The following is an 18041-nucleotide window of genomic DNA, read 5'->3' as shown; positions in this document are numbered from 1 at the left end:
GCGATGCGCGGCCTCGACCTTGTACTCGGCGGTGTATGACCGACGCTTGCGGGCAGACATAACAGACATCCTTCCAGCAGGGCTGTGCCCTGCTAAAACGGTGTCCACTCTCCGGGGGGAACCTCAGAACACATCCTCGGAGCGAACAGGAAGCACAGAGAATCATGACTATCCCCATGCCGGCTACGCCGACTACGCCGTTCGCCGACCCGGCGCCCGCGCAGCGCCTGGAGTGTGCGGCCACTGCGCTGGCCGCACACGGTTTCACCGTGGAAATCCTCGACGACGCCGCTGCGGCGCGAACCCGCATCAAAGATCTGATACCGGCGGGCGCCAGCGTATTCACCGGGGCCAGCGAGACCCTCCGCCTGTCCGGTATCGATGAGGACATCAACGTCGGCGGTCGATACCAGGCCATCCAAACCGCGCGTCCTGGCCATGGATCGGGTCACCGGCGCCGACGACATCCGGCGACTGCTCGCCAGCCCTGACGTCATCGTGGGCAGCGTCGCCGCGCTCACCGAAACCGGCTCCCTCGTGGTCGCCTCGGGCAGCGGAAGCCAGTTGCCCGGTTACGCGGGCGGCGCCGCCCGCGCGATCTGGATCGTCGGGGCGCAGAAGGTGGTACCCGACCTGGATACCGCTCTGCGGCGCGTCGAAGACCACTGCCTCCCATTGGAAAGCGTCCGCACCCAGGAAGCCTACGGGTGGCCCAGCGCCGTCAACCGCGTTCTCATCCTCAACGCGGAACACCAACCTGGACGAGGCACCGTCCTGCTGCTTCGCGAAGCCATCGGATTCTGAACCACCAAGCTGCGGTCGCTAAAGATGCTTCTCCAGCAGGAAATCCTGGGTGCGTCTCCAGGTGAGGTGGGCGAGCAGCAGCCCGACGACAATCGGGAACAGGACGTAAAGGTTGCTCAGGACGAACGCCGCCGCGGTCAGCGACACCTCGCCGTTCGACCCTGGCGTGATCGAATGCAGGGGCCGCTGAGCGAAGACAAGCAACGTGACCGGTGCCAGCACCTGCGCGAACCTGTTGCCCGACAGGGCTTCCGGCAGCAGCAGCGCGAGCAGGGGGACGATCCACACCCAGTGGTGCACCCACGAGACCGGGCTGACCAGCAACGCGAGGAACGCCGTCACCAGCATCGCGTGCACCGGACGTTCCCGGCGGTGGAACCGGCGTACCAGCACCGCCGCACCTACGGCTACCAGCGCGCCGATGCCGTAAGCCAGGGTTTGCGACCACGCGGCCGAATCGCTGAGCCGCCGCACCACGCTGCCGAGTGACTGGTTGAACGACCAGTTGGTGGGGCCGATGCGGGAGGAGTCGTACACCGTGTGGGTCCAGAACCGGATGGTGTCGTGCGGCGCGATGGCCAGCATCAGCAGCTGCAGGCCGACGAACGTGCCGGCCGCGCGGGCGGCGTCGGCCCTGCGCCCGGTCAACAGCAGGTGGACGACGAAGATCAGCGGAGTCAGCTTGGTGGCCGCGGCGACGCCGATCAGCACTCCGCCGAACCCGCCCAGCCGACCTGCCCGGCCGCACACGACGAGCAGGTCGACTGCGATCAGCGTCATCAGCAGGGCGTTGACCTGGCCATACCCGAGCGTTGTGCTGACCGGCGTCAGGACCTGCGTCACGCCGAACACCACGGCCGCGCCCCAGGCGGGCGAAAGCCAGGACGGCCGCCGCGCCACCCGGCGAAGGACGAGATAAGCGACTCCGGCCAAGGCAAGATCCGACGCCATGCCCAGCAAACCCCACGCGATCTGCACTGGGAAGAACGCGAGCGGAACGAACAGCAGCGTGGCGAAAGGGGCATAGGTGAACGGCAACTGCGCGAAGGCGGGTTCGGACGGCAGGGTGTCCGCGTCGTAGAGCGGATGGCCGTGCATCAGTGCCGACGCGCCCGCCTGGTAGACCGCCGTGTCGCCGCCTTCGGGAAGGTGATGCAGGTACGCGAGCAATCCGCGCACACCGAACGCGACCGTTACCAGGCCCACCACCACCCATGGCAGGGCCCGGACTCCCCCGTGACGCACCGGCCCCCTCCTGGTTCTTGATCACCGGGGACGGTAGCAGCACGGCTCAATTAGAGTCGCAGGGTGATCGAACAGCTGAGCATCGCCACCGCCGCCGGGTCCTTCGACGCGATCGCGTCCGGGCCGGAGAACGGCAGGCCCGTCCTGCTCCTGCACGGCTTTCCCGAAGCCGCGATGTCGTGGGAACACCAGGTGGAGACGCTCGGGATGTACGACTGCCGGGCCGTCGCGCCCGACCAGCGCGGCTACTCCCCCGGCGTCCGGCCCGAGCAGCCCGCGCTCTACGGCATCGACGAACTGGTCGGCGACACGATCGCGATGGCGAACGCGCTCGGCTGGGGCAAGTTCGACCTGGTCGGCCACGACTGGGGCGGCGCTGTCGCGTGGTGGACCGCCGACGCGCACCCCGAGCGGCTGCGGACGCTGAGCGTCGTGTCGACGCCGCATCCCGGCGCGCTGGCCGAAGCGATGCGCACCGACGAAGACCAGCATCAGCGGTCCGGCTACATGCGTGAGTGGCGGCAGACCAGGGTCACCGAACGCCGCATGCTCGAGAACGACGCCGAGGCCCTGCGCCGGATGTTCGAGTGGAAGGTCCAGCCGAGCCACATCGACGAGTACGTCCGGCGCCTGTCCGAGCCGGGCGCGCTGACCGCGGCGCTGAACTGGTACCGAGCAGGCCGGCCCGGCGGCAAGATCGGCAAGATCGCCGTGCCCACGCTGTACGTCTGGAGCACCGAGGACGTCGCCTTCGGCTCCACTGCCGCCCTCTCGACGGAGGACTGGGTCACCGGCCCGTACACGTTCCAGATGCTCGAGGACGTCTCGCACTGGATCCCCGAGGAAGCCCCGGAAGCCGTCAGCGCCCTTCTGCTGGAACACCTCCGCACGCACTGAAACCCAGGTGCCGTCCAGCGCGCACCGTGACACGATCCGATCATGGACTCCGACACGTTATTCGCCCAAGCCGTGGCGTCCGCGCGCGCAGAAGACCACGAGACGGTCTGGAACCTGCTGCCGCGCATCGCCGAGTCGGACCGGGAAGCCGCGCGGGTGGCGCGCGAGCACGTCACGTCGCCCGATCCGGTGCTGCGTGAGGTCGCCTGCGACCTGCTCAAGGTGTCCAGCGAGCTGAACGACGTCGACGAGAACACGGCGACGCTGCTGATCTCCTTGGCTGCCAACGAAACCGACGAGAACGTGCAGGGCGCGATCGTGCGCGCCCTGGGCTCCACCAAGGACTTCCGTGCGGTTCCCGTGCTCATTGGCTTTGCGGCCCACAGCGACGCCGACGTCCGGTGCTCAGTCGCCGTCGTGCTCCCGTCGGTGATGGGCGACGTCGTCGACGACGCGGCCATCGAGGCGTTGCTCGGTTTGAGCCGCGATCCTGACCAGCACGTGCGCGACTGGGCGACGTTCGCGGTGGGCCAGCAGACGAAGGCCGACGGCGAGGACGTCCGGGCCGCGCTGTGGGAACGCACGGCCGACACTTTTGCTGACGCGCGGGAAGAAGGCATCCGCGGCCTCGCCCGGCGACGTGAGCGCAAGGTGCTTCCGTTGCTCGCAAGTCTTCTCGAAGAAGAATCCGCGCACGTCCTCACCTTCGACGCGGCCTCTTACCTTGCCGACGCGTCGTTGCTGCCCTTGCTGCGGAAGTTCGACCCGACCGACCGCGGCGTGGCCGAAGCTCTCGTCGAATGCGACCCGGCCGAGCGCGACGACTTCGCCGTCCGGACGGGTGACGCATTGCGGAAACTGTTGCCGGACAAGGACATCTCGATCTTCGGTGCACGCTTCGAGGTGGGCTTGACCCTTGCGGTCGGAAGCACGTTGTGGTGGTCGGTGGAAGGCCTGCTAAAGCGAGCGGAAGGCGACCCGAACCTCGCTGCTCGACTCGCCGCCGACGACGTATCAACGAGCTCTCGGAGGTAGACGCCGGTCGTCGCCACGGCGCGCCTATCACCATCTCCTCGACCAGGCGGGCCGGCTGCGGAGGGGTCGGCAACCGAACGCGGGGTTCGCGCGTGGTGGAGGAATGACATCAGACACGACTCAGGACGGGGAGTCCGCCCCGTTCGAGGTCGTCCGCCGTCGCGCCATGCGCACGGGTCCGCCGCCCTACCAGGGAGCGTCGGCGCTGCGGCAAACGCCCGCGGTAGTCCTCGACGTACTGGTGCACCTGCTGGCCGGGGTGATCGTCGGGACCGCGGCAGCCGGCTCGCTGGGATTCGGCCCAGGGCTGGTGGTGGGGTATGTCGTGGTGTCGTTCGTGCACCGGGTCCTGCTGCGCCGGTGGTGGGGAGCCACCATCGGCGGGGCGCTCTTCGGGCTTCGCTGGATCGATACCGGGACAGGCCGGAAGCCGACCCTGGGATGGCTCGCCGCGGCGTGGTTCATCAGGTCGCTGGCTACGGTCCTGACGGTGCTCCCGGGGTTCTAGTACGGCAGCCGCACTTGCTGGTTGGGTTATATTTGCAGGTCACGGCCTAAACGGGTGCGGTGGTGGAACCAGCGGGCGCGGGCTTGGTGACGTCGTCGCCACCAAGTCCAATGCAGGTGATGGGTTTCGGGCAGCAGCCGGCGGGTCACCAGGATGAAAAGTCGTTTGATCTCGGCGACGGTGAACCCGATCAGACCGGGATCGGCGAGTGGCGGGTCGTTCTGCGTGGCAGGCAGGATCGGTGCTGGGGCACGAATTTTGGCCTGGGCAGCGGTGATCGCACACGTAGCAGTAGTGACAGGCCAGTTCACCGGTGCGCAGGTGCTTGCGGATCAACAGAAAATGCCGATCGCTGGTAGTGGATCGCTGCGGCCGGTTGCGGTGACCGTGACCGGGTCTTTGACCCTCAGGTTTCTCTGCGTTCACAGCGGGAAACACCTCGTTCGCCTCAGGGGCGGCCGAGGAGTCCCTGGGCGGCCAGGCCCAGCATGTCCGCGTATACCTGGGGAAAGTCGACACGCGCATCGACGAGCCGGGGGTCCGCGGTGGCTTCGACGATGGCCGGCGTCGGGTTGGCGAACGGCCACAGCCCCGCCAGGATGACGACCCCGATCCTGGTCAGATGGAGCGCCGAACGCGCATCGAGACCGCGCACCCGCTCGCTGAGCAGCCCCGCCAGCCGGGTGCGCTGCTCGAGGTCTTCCAGCTTGTACGCCCGGACGGATTCCGCGGACACGTTCCGCTCGAGCACCATCGCGAGCAGGCTCCACAACTGACACAGCAGCGGCCTCGCGGCCAAGGTGTCCGCCCATACCCGGATCACGCCATCGAGGTCGGCCGGAGCGGCCGGCAGCTCCTTCTCGAGGTCATCCAGCCACAGCTGCCGGGTGCGGTTGAGTAGCGCCAGCAGAACACCCTCGCGGGATTCGAAGTAGCGCACGACGTTGGTCTTGGACGTGCCCAGCCGACGACTCAGCTCACGCAGGCCGAGATCCTCCAGCGGCACCTCGGCGAGCAGCACCTCCGCCGCGTCGAGAATCGCGCGCCTGCGGAGCTCTCGTTGCTCGTGACTGCGCGCTCGCTGGAATCCCGGCTCTTCGATGACGCTCACTGCTACCTCCACGGGTTACCTCCCCAGTGTAGCGGTCCACTGGACCCTTGCTTAAGGTCCATTGGACCGCTATGGTGGCACATAGCAGTCCAATGGACTGCTATGACCGAGAAGGGCAGACCGGACCATGCTCAACTTCGACAAGCTGTACATCGGCGGCCGCTGGACGACCCCCGCCACCGGGGAGACCCTGACCGTTCGCTCGCCCCACGACCAGACCGTGGTCGGCACCGCTCCGCACGCGGCACCCGCCGACGTCGACCGCGCCGTCGCCGCCGCACGGACCGCGTTCGACGAGGGACCGTGGCCGCGGATGAGCCCGGAAGAACGCCAGACTGTGATCGCCCGCCTGACCAAGCTGCACGCCGCTCGCGCTGACGAACTGGCCGCACTGGTCACCGCCGAGAACGGATCACCGAGCTGGTTCACCGGCTGGACCCACCACACCGGCGTCCCCGAGCAGAACGACGCCTACCTGCGGGCCGCTGCCGCGCTCGACTGGGAAGCCCAAGTCGGCAGCACGGGCACCGCCCGCACGCTGCTGCGCCGCGAGCCCGTCGGAGTGGTGGCGGCGATCATCCCGTGGAACGCCCCTCACCAGTCGGCACTGGTCAAGCTGGTCCCGGCCCTGCTGGCCGGCTGCACGGTCATCCTCAAGGCCTCGCCGGAGACCGCCCTGGACGCGCTGGCACTGGCACAGGTCTTCGACGAGGCCAACCTCCCCGAGGGAGTCGTCAGCGTGCTCCCCGCAGGGCGGGAAACTAGCGAGTACCTGGTCGCGCACCCGGATGTCGACAAGATCGCCTTCACCGGGTCCACCGCCGCCGGGCGGCGCATCGCGTCGATCGCCGGCGAGCAGCTCAAGCGCGTCAGCCTGGAACTCGGCGGCAAATCCGCGTCGATCGTCCTCGAAGACGCCGACCTCGAGTCGACCGTCGCAGGCCTCAAAACCTTGTCGCTGGGGAACAACGCCGAAAGCTGCGTCGCACACACCCGCATCCTGGTCCCGCGGACCCGGTACGAAGAATTCGTCGCCGCGCTCAAGACGATGATGGAAGAGATCGTCGTCGGCGACCCCGCGGCACCCGAAACCTTCCTCGGACCGATGGTGCGCCCGGACCAGCTCGAGCGGGTCCGCGACTACATCCGGATCGGTCTCGATGAGGGCGCGCGCCTGGTGACCGGCGGCTTGGCGCCGATCGACGGGCTCGAAGCCGGGAACTACGTGCGCCCAACGCTTTTCGCGGACGTCGACAACTCCATGCGCATCGCCCGGGAGGAGGTCTTCGGGCCGGTGCTGGTCGTCATCCCGTTCGACGACGAGGCCGAAGCCGTACGCATCGCCAATGACTCCGAATACGGGCTCGGTGGCGGAGTGTGGGGCGCCGACCCCGAACACGCCCTCGAAGTCGCCCGGCTCGTCCGCACCGGCTGGATGACCGTGAACGGGGCACCGGCCACGTACGACGGGTCGTTCGGCGGTTACAAGAACAGCGGCATCGGCCGCGAGTTCGGCGCGGTCGGCCTGAGCCAGTACCTCGAGTACAAGACAATCGGAATCTGACCTGCAAAACACCCCCGTCGCCCTGGTCACCGGGGCCAACAAAGGAATCGGTCTTCAAATCGCGAAGGATCTCGCGGCGCACGGCTTCACCGTGCTCGTCGGGTCGCGCAATCTCGAGAATGGGGAGACGGCCGCGAAGAACGTCGGAGCGGATGCGCGCGACCCGCCTGAGCGTCGCGTCTCTCGACGAAGTACGCGCGGTGTTCGAGACCAACCTGTTCGGCGTCATCGCCGTCACGCAAGCAATGTTGCCACTCCTTCGTGAAGCGCCGGCGGGACGCATCGTCAACGTTTCGAGCGCCGGCGGCTCGATGACGATGACCACTGACCCGGCGAACCTGTTCCCCGGGGTCTTCGGCATCTACTCCTCCTCGAAGGCTGCGCTCAACGCGATCACCATCGCCTTCGCCGTCGAACTCGAGTCGACCCGCATCAAGGTCAACGCCACGGCCCGGGCTTCACCGCTACAGACCTCAACAACTTCGGGGGCACGCGCACCGTCCAAGAGGCCGCGCGTGAGCCTGTGCGCCTCGCGCTCCTCGACGCGAACGGTCCGACGGGCACGTTCTCGAGTGAGGACGGCCCGATCCCGTGGTGATTTCGCCCGGCTGACGCCGGTTCGCCGATGCCATTCCCCCGATCGGCGGGGTTTTCACCGCCGCGTGGCGGATGGCGGGCTCAGCGTCGAGTCGGCCAGGGTGGGTGGTGAGCGCGACCGCTGCGCAAACCAACCACGAAGGCAGGGAAAGAACGAGATGGGACAGGGACGCCTCCGAATCGGACGTCGCGGCTTCCTCGCAGCTACCGCTGCGGGCCTCATGGTTGCCGGTTCTCCGGCTGCGTACGCGGCCGGAGGAAGGCAGAAAGCCAACCAGGACCACGACTTCGACGTCGTCGTCATCGGCGCGGGCGCCGCCGGCTTGAGCACCGCGCGGGACCTGGCCGATGCCGGCCGGCGAGTGGTCGTCGTGGAGGCCCGGGACCGGATCGGCGGTCGCATGTGGACAGATCGGACCACGATGTCCGTCCCCGTCGAACTCGGGTGCGAGTACATCCACGGGGCGACGGCCTCGACCTGGGACCTCGTCCGCAAGCTGGGCCTGAAAACCCTGCGCGCCGAGATCACGGCCTCCCGTACGAAACCGGGTGGCCCGTGGAAGAAGACCGTCGAAGGTGATGTCCCACCCGAGTACCAGAACTTCCACATCATCGGCGGCTACAACCAGATCCTGGCTCCGCTCGCCGATCAGCTCGACATCCGGCTCAACACGGTGGCGCAACGCGTGGAGCACTCGTCCGCCGGCGTCGTCGTCCAGGCGGAGCAACAGGGTTGCCCGGTCAGCTACCGCGCTCGCGCCGCGGTGGTGGCCGTGCCCGTGGCCGTACTCGCCGCCGATGCCATCAAGTTCTCCCCCGCGTTGCCATCGACGAAAGTGGAAGCCTTCAAGGCCGTGCCGCAGGAGCCCATCACGAAGGTACTCATGGAGTTCGACCACCCGGTGATCCCGGACGACGCCGACGTCGTCGAAGAGGCCGGTCTGACGTGGTCCCTGTTGAACGGTTCCCAGGGAGTGCCCGGCTTCTCAGGGCAGATTTTCGTCATGGGGGCGGACCAGGAGGAGGCCACTCGTCTGTTGGCTCTCCCCCGCGAACGCCGCCATGCCGAGGTCCTCGAGGTGATCCGTGGCATCGCGGGCGACCGTAGCCTCGAACCCGTCAAGGTCGCCGAGCACGAATGGGCCAAGGACCCGTTCGCCCGCGCCGCCTTCTCAGCGGAAGAGGTCCCTGGCGAGGACGTGATCTACGAACCGGTCAACAACACCGTGTACTGGGCGGGCGTGATCACCGATCAGGTCGACTTCTCCCGCGATTCCGGTAAAGAGGTCGCCGCCGAAATGCTCGAACGGCTGCGGAAGTAGTCACCGGCAGGGAAAACCCCTGACGGCATCAGGTCCGTTGGCCTGTAAGGAAGTGGCGTCAGGTTCCGGAAAAGCCGTTGATCAACGTCCGCGCGGCCTCGTTCAGATGATCCAGCATGAACTGTGCCGCGGCGTCGGCCTTCCCCGCGCCGATGGCTTCCGCGATCTGCTGATGCGCACGGAGTTCTTCGGCTGACGTCACGTGATCGGCGATGCCGGGCAGGAGGTAGTGCAGCCGCTGCACCTCTTCCACGAGGGTCTCGAGGATCGAGTACAGCCGACGATGTCGACCAGGCGCAGGTGAAAGGACTTGGCAGCGGCGAGAGCGCGATCGAAGTCATCACCGCCCGCGAGTCCCACGTTCGTATCGCCGAGTCCCACACTCGGCTGCTGACAACGCCTTACACCGCTCTCAGATGACGCCGGCCGCGATCAGTTGTTGCCAGATCCCGCTCTGGTCGACGACCTCGACGCCGTGCTTCTCGGCCTTCGTGAGCTTGCTCGCCCCGACGTCGGCGCCGGTGATGAGCAGGTCGGTGCTCGCCGAGACCGACGACGCGACTGTGGCGCCGGCCTTCTCGCACAACCGCTGGAAGGTCGGCCGGGCGACTTTCTCACCGGAGCGCGGGTCGCTGATCGCTCCGGTGATCACCACCGTCTTCCCGGCCAGCGGCGCGCCGGCCGCGACGACAGCCGGGAGGTCCTCCTCGCGTACGTCCAGGGATACGCCGCGCTGCCGCAGCCTTTCCAGTTCAGGCCGCAGCCGGGTGAGGTGCTCGACCAGCGAGGCCGCGACCTTCGGCCCGATGTCCTCCACGTCGACGAGCGCATCGACACCGGCCTCGGCGACCTGCTCCAGTGAGCCGAAACCCGCCCGGCACAGCCGGGCGGCGGTGCCCTCCGAGGCCATCGGGATCGCGAGCCCGATCAGCGCCCGGCGCAGGCCGACCTGGCGGCTCGCGTCGATCGACTCGACCATGCGGGCCGCCGAAACCTCGCCGATGCGGTCGAACTCCAGCAACGTCTCCTTGGTCAGCCGGTAGAAGTCCGACGGGTGCTCCAGGATCCCCGCCTCGGCGAGCCGTTCGATCCACACCCCGCCGATGGCATCGATATCCGCTGCCGCCCGCGACGCCCAATGGATCAACCGCCGCACGGTCTGGGCGGGGCAGGCAACGTTGGTGCAGAAGAGTTCCCGGCTGTTGCCCTGTTCTGTCAACGGCTGCTCGCACGACGGACACACCGTGGGCGGCACGATCTCCCGCTCCGCTCCCGTGCGCTTCGACGCGTCGAGCACCCCGGCGACGAACGGGATGACGTCGCCGGCGCGGCGCACCAGCACCGTGTCGCCGATCCTGATGCCGCGGGCGCGGATCACCTCCTGGTTGGCCAGCGTCGCGCGGGTGACCGTCGTCCCGCCCACGAACACCGGCTCCAGCCACGCGACCGGGGCGATCTTGCCCGTCTTACCGACGTCCCAGACCACATCGGCGAGCACCGTGGTCTTCTCCTCGGCGGCGAACTTGAACGCCAGCGCCCCACGCGGCGAGCTCGACCGGGTTCCGGCGGCGGCGTAGGCGTCACGGTCGGCCAGCCGCAGCACGGCGCCGTCCAGGTCGTAGTCCAGGTCATTGCGCTGGGACTCGATCGCTGAAATCGCCGTCTGCGCTGCCTCCGCGTCAGCGCAGCGCCGCATGTCGGCGACGGTGAACCCGAGTGTCCGCAGCGCGCGGTCCAGGTCGGTCTCCGCGCTGTCGGGGTCGGTGTCCAGGTCGAAAGCGAAGAACTGCAAGCGTCGCTCGGCGACAGTGGCCGGGTCTTTGGCGCGCAGGGTGCCCGCGGCGGCGTTGCGCGGGTTGATCAGCGGCTTGTCCGGATGCGTGGAGTTGTACGCGGCGAACGTGGACCGCAACATGACCGCCTCGCCGCGCACCTCGACCCGGCCCGGCGCGTCCACCCGCTCCGGGACCCCGTCGGTCAGCGCCCGCACCAGCATGGTCACGTCGTCGCCGGTGGTCCCATCCCCGCGGGTGATCGCTCGCGCCAACCGTCCGTTCTCATAGACCAACGCCAGCGACAAACCGTCCAACTTCGGCATGATGACCACCGGCTGGCCCGGAAAGCGGTCGAAGAACGCCACGACCTGCTCGGGCCGGGTCGCCTTCTCCAACGACAGCATCGGACGCGAGTGGCGGATCGGCGCGTGCAGCACCGCGGGCGCGCCCACCTGCTCCAGCGGGTTCGGGTCAGGTGCCAGCTCCGGGTTCGCCTCGACCAGCCCTCGCAACTCGTCCTCGATCGCGTCGTACTCGGCGTCCGCCACCGTCGGCGAACCCCGGTAGTAGGCGTCGCGCAGCACGACGACCTGGTCAGCGAGTCCCTGAATGCGCTCCTGAACGTTCACAACGCAGGACGCTACCCGGGCCTACCGACAGAACAGCCCTCACACGGAAGTCTTCCGGGCAGTCGCCAGGATGTCGTCGATGGCGGCGATCTGCTCCGCGTCGTTCCCCGGCTGGGGGGCGAAGATCAGGGCGTCGGCCCCCGCGTCCCGGAAGGCCTCCACCTGCGCGGCAAATGCCTCCGGCCCACCGGAGACGGTCACCCGGTCGAGAACCTGCTCGAATTCCCCCGGCTCGTCACCCAGCTGGAACCGCATGAAGTCGTCGCTCAGGGCTTTGCGCACGACAGGACGCAGAACGTCTCGCGCCTTGTCCGTGTCGGGCCCGACACTGGTCCAGACGAAGACGGTCAGCCGTTGCCCTGGCCCCACCGCCTCCCGGACCCCGCGGACGTACTCGGGCGTGGACCCTTCGGCAAGGATGACACCGGCGGCGGCCCGTTTGGCCAACTCCATTCCCTTGGGCCCCCGGACCCCCAGGTGCAGCCCGGGAACCTCATGCGGCGGGTGCTTCAGCACGACCCGGTCCAGGTGCACGTGCCGGCCGTTGAACGACACCTCCTCGCCGAGCAGCAGCCGGCCTACCGACGTCGTCACCTCCTCGAGTGCCGCCATCAGGCTGACCGGGTGGGCTCCGACCTGTTCGAGCCACTCGGGCATCCCATGGCCGAGCCCCGGGAGGAACCTGCCCGGGTGGATCCGCGCCAGCGTCGCGACCTCCATCGCGAAGTACGCCGCATTGCGGACCGCGGCGGGGCTTATCCCCAGACCGACACGAATGCTCGTCGTGGTCGCCAGCGCCGTCGCGGCTTGCGCGATGCCCCCTGCCAGACCGAGGTCCTCCACAACCCAGAACTCGTCCAAACCGGCCTGCTCGGTCGAGCGAGCGAAATCACTCACCTGTTCGGCGGGCAGCCCGTCTACTTTCACGCCTAAGTCCACGCCACGTCCCTTTCCTTGTTCGGTTCCCACGGATTGTCGACGCTCGGGCTGTGGTCGCGACATGCACAAACCGTGCAGGCGCCGCCGTCCGGATTGCACGTGTCGTGCCTGTCCCCTACCTGATTCCACTGTCTACCGTCGCGTCCTAACAACGGACAATTCTCTGAGGAGGCCGTATGTCGGCGGGCGAACAGCAGAGCTATGACTACGTAGTGGTGGGCGCGGGCTCTGCGGGCTGCGCCCTCGCCGGGCGATTGTCGGAGGATCCGGACGTCACGGTGGCGCTCGTCGAAGCCGGCCCACCGGCCCGCGGTCGCCTGTTCGAAATCCCGGCACTGTTCTCCCAGCAGTTGAAGACTGTCTACGACTGGGATTTCGAAACAGAGCCGGAGGAACAGCTCGGTGGCCGCCGGGCATATCTCCCCCGGGGCCGCGCGATCGGCGGCACCAGTTCGATGAACACCATGTTGTACGTGCGCGGTCACCGCTACGACTACGACACCTGGGCCGAGCTGGGAAACAAGGACTGGAGCTACGACGATGTCCTGCCGTTCTTCAAGAAGTCGGAGGACAACCAACGCGGCGGCGACGAGTTCCACGGCGTCGGCGGGCCACTCACGGTCAGCGATCCGGTCTCGGTGCACCCTTTGCTGCGGAGCTGGGTGGAAGCCGCGACCAACGCCGGGCACGCCCCGAACCCCGACTTCAACGGAGCAGAGCAAGAAGGCGTCGGCTACTACCAGGTCACCCAACGCAACGGGTTGCGGTGCAGTAGCGCGGAGGCGTTTCTCGCCCCGGCAGCCGACCGGCCGAACCTCACCGTCCTGCCCTCCACACTCGCGCTCCGGCTGCGCTTCGACGGCAGCCGCGCGACTGGGCTGGAGGTCGATCACCTCGGCGAAGTCCGGACGATCCCGGTGACGCGCGAAATCGTGCTCTCCCTTGGTGCCTACAACTCACCGCACCTGCTGCTGCAGTCGGGCGTCGGCCCGGCCGACGAGCTCACTGCCGGCGGAATCCAGCCCCTGCACGATCTTCCGGACGTCGGCCGCAACATGCAGGACCACGCTGGCTGCTTCCTCAGCTTCACCAGCAACACCCCGCCGGTTCTCGGTCCCGATACCAGCATGGAGGAAGAACAGTTGCGCGCTACCGGCGCGAGCCCCATGGCCTGGACAGAGGTCGGCGGCTTCCTTCGGTCCTCCGAGGACGTCCCGGCACCCGACATCCAGGTCCACGCGGCGCTCGGCATCGTCCGCGATCAGGGCCTCGCGGCTCCATTGGAACCAGGGATGTCCTTCGGCCCTTACGTCGCGCGCCCCGCGAGCCGCGGAACGGTACGGTTGCGACACTCGAACCCGTACGCCAAACCCCGGATCGTCCACAACTACCTGGCCCACCCGGACGACCGCATGCGGCTGCGGGAAGGAGTCCGGATCTGCATGCGAATCGCGCGCGAGTCCCTGCTTACCTCACAGCTCGACGGCGATTTGCGGACGGCCGCAGCCGCCGGGCTGGCTCCGGTGTCCGACCGCGACCAGGACCTCGACGACTACATCCGCACCCAGTCGTTCTCGTTCTACCACCCGTCGGGCACCTGCATGATGGGCAAGGTCGTCGACCACGAGCTGCGCGTACACGGTCTCGACAACGTCCGCGTGGCGGATACGTCGATCATGCCGACGCTCGTCACCGGCAACACGAACGCGCCCGCCATCATGATCGGCGAGCGGGCAGCCGCCTTCATCCGCGGCACCTCCGCGTCCTGAACCGATCAGCCAACCACCGACAAAAGGCTCCGTCCATGCCTGATCTCCACGCCGACCCCCACCTTCCGGCCGGACTCGACGCCGGCACCGTCGTCTCCCTGGACGACACCGACGAAATCGACACCGACGTCCTGATCATCGGATCGGGCATGGGCGGCGGAACGCTGGCATGGGCGCTACGAGAATCCGGCGCCCGCGTACTGGTCGTCGAGCGCGGCGGTTTCCTGCCCCGTGAGCCGGAGAACTCGCAGCCGGAGGAGATGTACCTCAAGGGACGGTACAAGAACGCCGGCTTGTGGTACGACGGCCGCACCGGTGAACCGTTCGAGCCCGGTGCCTACTACTGGGTCGGCGGGAACACGAAGTTCTACGGCGCCTCGCTCCCCCGTTTCCGGCGCAGCGACTTCGTCGAAGTCAAGCACCAGGAGGGACGCACCCGCGCTTGGCCGTTCAGCTACGACGACCTCGAACCGTTCTACAGTCAGGTCGAACGGCTCTTCGACGTCCACGGCCAGATCGGCGAGGACCCTACCGAGCCGCCGCACTCGTCGCCCTATCCCTTCCCGCCCTTGGCCCACGAGCCCACTGTGGAGCGGTTCGCCGACTCGCTCCGCAGCCAGGGCCTGCATCCTTTCCACACCCCGAACGCCCTCAACGTCCTCACCCAGGCGGACCGGGTAGCCGTGACCACGGCCGACGGCTGCCCCGACAACACCGGCATGAAGTCCGAGGCCGAGAACAAGGTCGTCCTGCCCGCCCTGCGCGACGGCGTGAAGATCATGGTCCAGACCGAGGTCACCCGGCTGCTGACCTCGCCGGACGGACGACGGGTCATCGCCGCGGAAGCCAGGCATCAAGGCCGCACCATCCGGATCAACGCGACTCGGGTAGCACTGGCCGCCGGCGCGGTGAACTCGGCCGCGCTCCTGCTGCGCTCGGCCACTCGGGCACAGCCGTACGGGCTCGGCAACTCCTCCGGGCTGTTGGGCCGCAACTACATGGTCCACAACAGCACGTTCTTCGTCGGCGTCAACCCCCTACGGACCAACACCACGAAGTGGCAGAAGACCCTCGGGATCAACGACTTCTACGAGGCCGGCGACGGAACGCCCTATCCGCTGGGCAATCTTCAGATGCTCGGCAAACTTCAAGCGCCGATGCTCAAACCCGCCCGCTCCTGGGCGCCGATGCAGGCACTGAAGTTCATGTCCGGCCGCAGCCTCGACATCTATCTGACGAGCGAGGACCTTCCGTCGAGAGACAACCGCGTGCGCGTCGACGGCGAACGAATCCTGATCGACTGGACGCCGACCAACGTCAGCGCACATCACGAACTCGTCCGGCGGGTGACCAAAATGGTCCGCAAGGCCGGCTATCCGCTGATCTTCAAGCAGCAGATGGGGATCGCGACCAACTCCCACATGTGCGGCACCGCCGTCGCCGGTCACGATCCCGCCGACAGTGTGCTCGACGCGTCGTGCCGAAGCCACGACATCGAGAACCTCTGGCTCGCCGACGCCTCGTTCTTCCCGTCCTCGGCCGCGCTCAATCCAGCCCTGACGATCGCCGCGAACGCCCTACGCATAGCCCCGTCCGTCGCCGCAGGCCTGCCCACCTGACGTGTCCGTGACGATTCGTCGTAACCGCCGCAACTCGCCGTCGAGTTGCGAAACGGACATCCTCCGCGGCACGGCCAACTCCCGTGCCCAGATCGCAAACTCGTGCGCAGGGATCGCGGACACGCCGGTGGACGGGTCGGATCCCGGGCGTATCCGCGATCTGTGAACGCGCGTCCGCCGGTGATGACCGCGTGTCCGCGCTCGGTGGACGACGTTCTCACCGACCATCGCAACTCGCCGTCGAGTTGGCTCACCGGCTTCCCACTTTTGCGCCTTTGTGGGGTCTCTTGGTTTCTAAGAGACCGCAAGTCGACGGCGAGTTGCGGTCCGACTTGGAACGCAGACAGAGCTCGCCAGGCAGCCAAACTACCGTCTACTGAAGCAAGGACGGGGGCGGCGAGGGGCGCGCGGTACGGATCTGAGGGCCGTATCCGTCACGCGGTGGTACCACCGGTGACCACCGAGGCTGCTGGGGCTTGCTGCGTCCGCTGCCATTCGTATCGGGGACCCCTGGTACGAATGGCTGGAGCGCGACCGGCTGCTCCTGGTCGACTTCGACCCGGCGCGTGGTGAAGCGGGTCGAGGAGTTGCACCGCTCCGGGGTGGTGCCGCTGCCGGGCAAGACCGCGTTCTACGCCCTGATCGAGCGGCTGACACCGGCAAGCACACCTTCGGGTCGGCGGTGACCCGCCGCCAGATGGCGAACCGGCCGACGGGCGCGTTCACCGCGACGCTGGCAGCGCGGCCGGGACCAGCCGGGGTCATTCGGCGAGGAACCGACGCACCGCGGACGCAACCCGTTCCGGCGCCTCGATCGCCGGCGAGTGACCGGCCTCGGCGATCGTCTCCACCCGCACGCCCGACACCGCGCGGTACCGCGCGCAAGACTCCGCACTGCGGTACGTCTGGTCCTGCTGTCCGAACAAGACGAACGCCGGCACGGACAACCTTCCGAGCCGGATGTCGAGCGGGACGTCGGCGACGTACTGCTCCTTCCCGTCCTGCGTGGCGCGGAAGCACTCGTAGCCCACCGCCCGCGCGTCAAGCACCGGCCGGTCCGGATCGCTGAATGCCTCGGTCATGGCGAAGCCCGGTGCGAAGAATCTCGCGACGGCCGATCGAATCGCGGACGCGGGCAGGCGCGCGTACAGGAACCTGCCGATCCTGGGGAGCCGCAGTAGCGAGTTCACCGCGGGAGTGGTTGCCAGGGTGTAGTCCGGCCCCTCGTTCACCACCATCAGTGCCGAGACGGGCGCCCCCAGTTCGGCGAGCGCGATCGCCACGTCCGCCCCCAGTGAGTGCCCGAGGACCGCGACGGAGGTGATGCCGAGCCGGTCGAGCACCTCGGCCAGCGCACGCGCCTGGTCTTGGGGTGCGTAGCCGTCTGGGGCCGTGCCGGAGCGGCCATGACCCAGCAGATCGGGCCGGATCACCCGGAAGGTACCCGCGAGCAGCGGTGTCAGTCGGTCGAACCAGTGTGCCGAGCCCAGAAAACCATGCACGAGCAGCAGCGGTGGACGTTCAGACGGCCCATCCGCCCAGACATGCACAGCAACGCCACTACCCAGGATTTCATGCGGCACGGTGTCCTCCCTCGGTCTGCCCTTTGACTCATACACGGAACCAATGCTTCCGAGGTTCAGAGGACACCACGGCCCTCGGCGAAGCCGAAACCCGCCTTCGCGTGGAGCATACATTCTGCGCTGCGGTGGTATCACCAGCTGCGGGCACCGTCACCACATCTTGGGCGGCGATGTTGTGGTAACAGCCGCGAGTTCCAGCGACAGCGCTGCGGACAACGAGGCTTACCCCAGCGATACGTCCACCGTCGAATCCGCCAGGTAGGTCCGAACAACTCGCCTGCGTGTCTTCCGCGCCTAACTGGCGTACCGCATGTCCTGTTCAACCGAACTTTGCGGTGTCCAGGGCTAGCAGACAGTCCACACCCGACCGCAGAAGGTCGCCTGGTTGTCAGTTAACAAGTCGGGGTCAGCGCGGGCCGCGGTGGTGTCGTGCTCACGGCCAGGTCGCACATTCGAGGTCCACAATGGCCACCCATCCGGGGCGGACACGACCTGAATGTTGCCGCCGTGATGCTTATGCTTCCCCGACCACCACAGATCCACCCCGACGGTGGGGCCAAGGGTGTCGATCCGGTCGGTGTAGATCAACGTGCCGTCCACGATCACGTGCGAATGCCCGGCGGCCTTCGCCGCCAGCAACGCCC

Annotated in this window: 17 protein-coding genes and 1 pseudogene; 10 read left to right on the top strand and 8 right to left on the bottom strand. The window is 67.7% G+C overall.

Features of this window, described 5'->3' with window-relative positions; genetic code table 11:
* Positions 1 to 164: 164 nt before the first annotated feature.
* Together JWQ81_RS11575 and JWQ81_RS11570 are read left to right on the top strand one after the other, a co-directional pair.
* Positions 165 to 491, top strand: a complete 327-nt coding sequence (locus JWQ81_RS11575; protein WP_297540493.1) for a hypothetical protein — start codon at positions 165 to 167, stop codon at positions 489 to 491.
* Positions 439 to 804 carry an LUD domain-containing protein gene (locus tag JWQ81_RS11570; protein ID WP_297540491.1) on the top strand — a complete coding sequence of 122 codons (366 nt, stop codon included), beginning with the start codon at positions 439 to 441 and terminating at the stop codon, positions 802 to 804. Before JWQ81_RS11575 ends, JWQ81_RS11570 begins: the two co-directional genes overlap by 53 nt.
* 18 nt (positions 805 to 822) lie before the next feature.
* On the opposite strand, the gene JWQ81_RS11565 is transcribed toward JWQ81_RS11570, so the two are convergent.
* On the bottom strand, positions 823 to 2049 hold the full coding sequence (locus JWQ81_RS11565; RefSeq protein ID WP_297540489.1) for a glycosyltransferase 87 family protein: 1227 nt from the start codon (positions 2047 to 2049) through the stop codon (positions 823 to 825).
* A 63-nt stretch (positions 2050 to 2112) separates the two neighbouring features.
* On the opposite strand from JWQ81_RS11565, the gene JWQ81_RS11560 reads away from it, so the two are divergent.
* From JWQ81_RS11560 to JWQ81_RS11550, 3 genes are all read left to right on the top strand, one after another.
* On the top strand, positions 2113 to 2946 hold the full coding sequence (locus JWQ81_RS11560) for an alpha/beta hydrolase (protein WP_297540487.1): 834 nt from the start codon (positions 2113 to 2115) through the stop codon (positions 2944 to 2946).
* Between the two features lie 42 nt (positions 2947 to 2988).
* Positions 2989 to 3981: a HEAT repeat domain-containing protein gene (locus tag JWQ81_RS11555; protein ID WP_297540485.1), complete on the top strand. Its 993-nt coding sequence runs from the start codon at positions 2989 to 2991 to the stop codon at positions 3979 to 3981.
* Positions 3982 to 4084: 103 nt separating this feature from the next.
* On the top strand, positions 4085 to 4489 hold the full coding sequence (locus JWQ81_RS11550; protein ID WP_297540483.1) for an RDD family protein: 405 nt from the start codon (positions 4085 to 4087) through the stop codon (positions 4487 to 4489).
* A 26-nt stretch (positions 4490 to 4515) separates the two neighbouring features.
* On the opposite strand, the gene JWQ81_RS11545 is transcribed toward JWQ81_RS11550, so the two are convergent.
* Together JWQ81_RS11545 and JWQ81_RS11540 are read right to left on the bottom strand one after the other, a co-directional pair.
* Positions 4516 to 4800 carry a hypothetical protein gene (locus tag JWQ81_RS11545; RefSeq protein WP_297540481.1) on the bottom strand — a complete coding sequence of 95 codons (285 nt, stop codon included), beginning with the start codon at positions 4798 to 4800 and terminating at the stop codon, positions 4516 to 4518.
* 137 nt (positions 4801 to 4937) lie between these two features.
* Positions 4938 to 5612 (bottom strand): TetR family transcriptional regulator, encoded by a 675-nt coding sequence (locus JWQ81_RS11540; RefSeq protein WP_297540480.1) that lies wholly within the window; start codon positions 5610 to 5612, stop codon positions 4938 to 4940.
* 115 nt (positions 5613 to 5727) lie between these two features.
* Between JWQ81_RS11540 and JWQ81_RS11535 the strand changes: the two genes are divergently transcribed.
* The 3 genes from JWQ81_RS11535 to JWQ81_RS44875 are packed head-to-tail and all read left to right on the top strand — an operon-like array spanning position 5728 to position 9083.
* On the top strand, positions 5728 to 7164 hold the full coding sequence (locus JWQ81_RS11535; protein ID WP_297540478.1) for an aldehyde dehydrogenase: 1437 nt from the start codon (positions 5728 to 5730) through the stop codon (positions 7162 to 7164).
* Between the two features lies 1 nt (position 7165).
* Positions 7166 to 7429, top strand: a complete 264-nt coding sequence (locus JWQ81_RS44880; RefSeq protein ID WP_366942283.1) for an SDR family NAD(P)-dependent oxidoreductase — start codon at positions 7166 to 7168, stop codon at positions 7427 to 7429.
* Positions 7317 to 9083 (top strand): SDR family NAD(P)-dependent oxidoreductase, encoded by a 1767-nt coding sequence (locus tag JWQ81_RS44875; protein WP_366942282.1) that lies wholly within the window; start codon positions 7317 to 7319, stop codon positions 9081 to 9083. Before JWQ81_RS44880 ends, JWQ81_RS44875 begins: the two co-directional genes overlap by 113 nt.
* Positions 9084 to 9141: 58 nt before the next feature.
* On the opposite strand, the gene JWQ81_RS11520 is transcribed toward JWQ81_RS44875, so the two are convergent.
* From JWQ81_RS11520 to JWQ81_RS11510, 3 genes are all read right to left on the bottom strand, one after another.
* Positions 9142 to 9360, bottom strand: coding sequence for an FCD domain-containing protein (locus JWQ81_RS11520; protein WP_297540495.1), 219 nt, complete (start codon positions 9358 to 9360; stop codon positions 9142 to 9144).
* A 135-nt stretch (positions 9361 to 9495) separates the two neighbouring features.
* Positions 9496 to 11487: an NAD-dependent DNA ligase LigA gene (ligA, locus tag JWQ81_RS11515; protein ID WP_297540476.1), complete on the bottom strand. Its 1992-nt coding sequence runs from the start codon at positions 11485 to 11487 to the stop codon at positions 9496 to 9498.
* Between the two features lie 39 nt (positions 11488 to 11526).
* Positions 11527 to 12414: an LLM class flavin-dependent oxidoreductase gene (locus JWQ81_RS11510; RefSeq protein WP_297540474.1), complete on the bottom strand. Its 888-nt coding sequence runs from the start codon at positions 12412 to 12414 to the stop codon at positions 11527 to 11529.
* A gap of 188 nt (positions 12415 to 12602) precedes the next feature.
* Here JWQ81_RS11510 and JWQ81_RS11505 point away from each other — a divergent pair, with 188 nt between their 5' ends.
* Positions 12603 to 14195, top strand: a complete 1593-nt coding sequence (locus JWQ81_RS11505; protein WP_297540472.1) for a GMC family oxidoreductase N-terminal domain-containing protein — start codon at positions 12603 to 12605, stop codon at positions 14193 to 14195.
* 35 nt (positions 14196 to 14230) lie between these two features.
* On the top strand, positions 14231 to 15814 hold the full coding sequence (locus JWQ81_RS11500; RefSeq protein ID WP_297540470.1) for a GMC family oxidoreductase: 1584 nt from the start codon (positions 14231 to 14233) through the stop codon (positions 15812 to 15814).
* A 761-nt stretch (positions 15815 to 16575) separates the two neighbouring features.
* Here the strand turns inward: JWQ81_RS11500 and JWQ81_RS11495 are convergent.
* Positions 16576 to 17397 (bottom strand): alpha/beta hydrolase, encoded by an 822-nt coding sequence (locus tag JWQ81_RS11495; protein ID WP_297540468.1) that lies wholly within the window; start codon positions 17395 to 17397, stop codon positions 16576 to 16578.
* A gap of 408 nt (positions 17398 to 17805) precedes the next feature.
* A pseudogene (locus tag JWQ81_RS11490) lies at positions 17806 to 18041 on the bottom strand (transposase family protein); the annotation flags it as partial.

This window comes from Amycolatopsis sp., from assembly GCF_025464955.1.
Lineage (GTDB): Bacteria > Actinomycetota > Actinomycetes > Mycobacteriales > Pseudonocardiaceae > Amycolatopsis.
The sequence above is the reverse complement of the archived record's forward strand: the minus strand, read 5'-3'. Positions and strand labels throughout refer to the sequence as shown.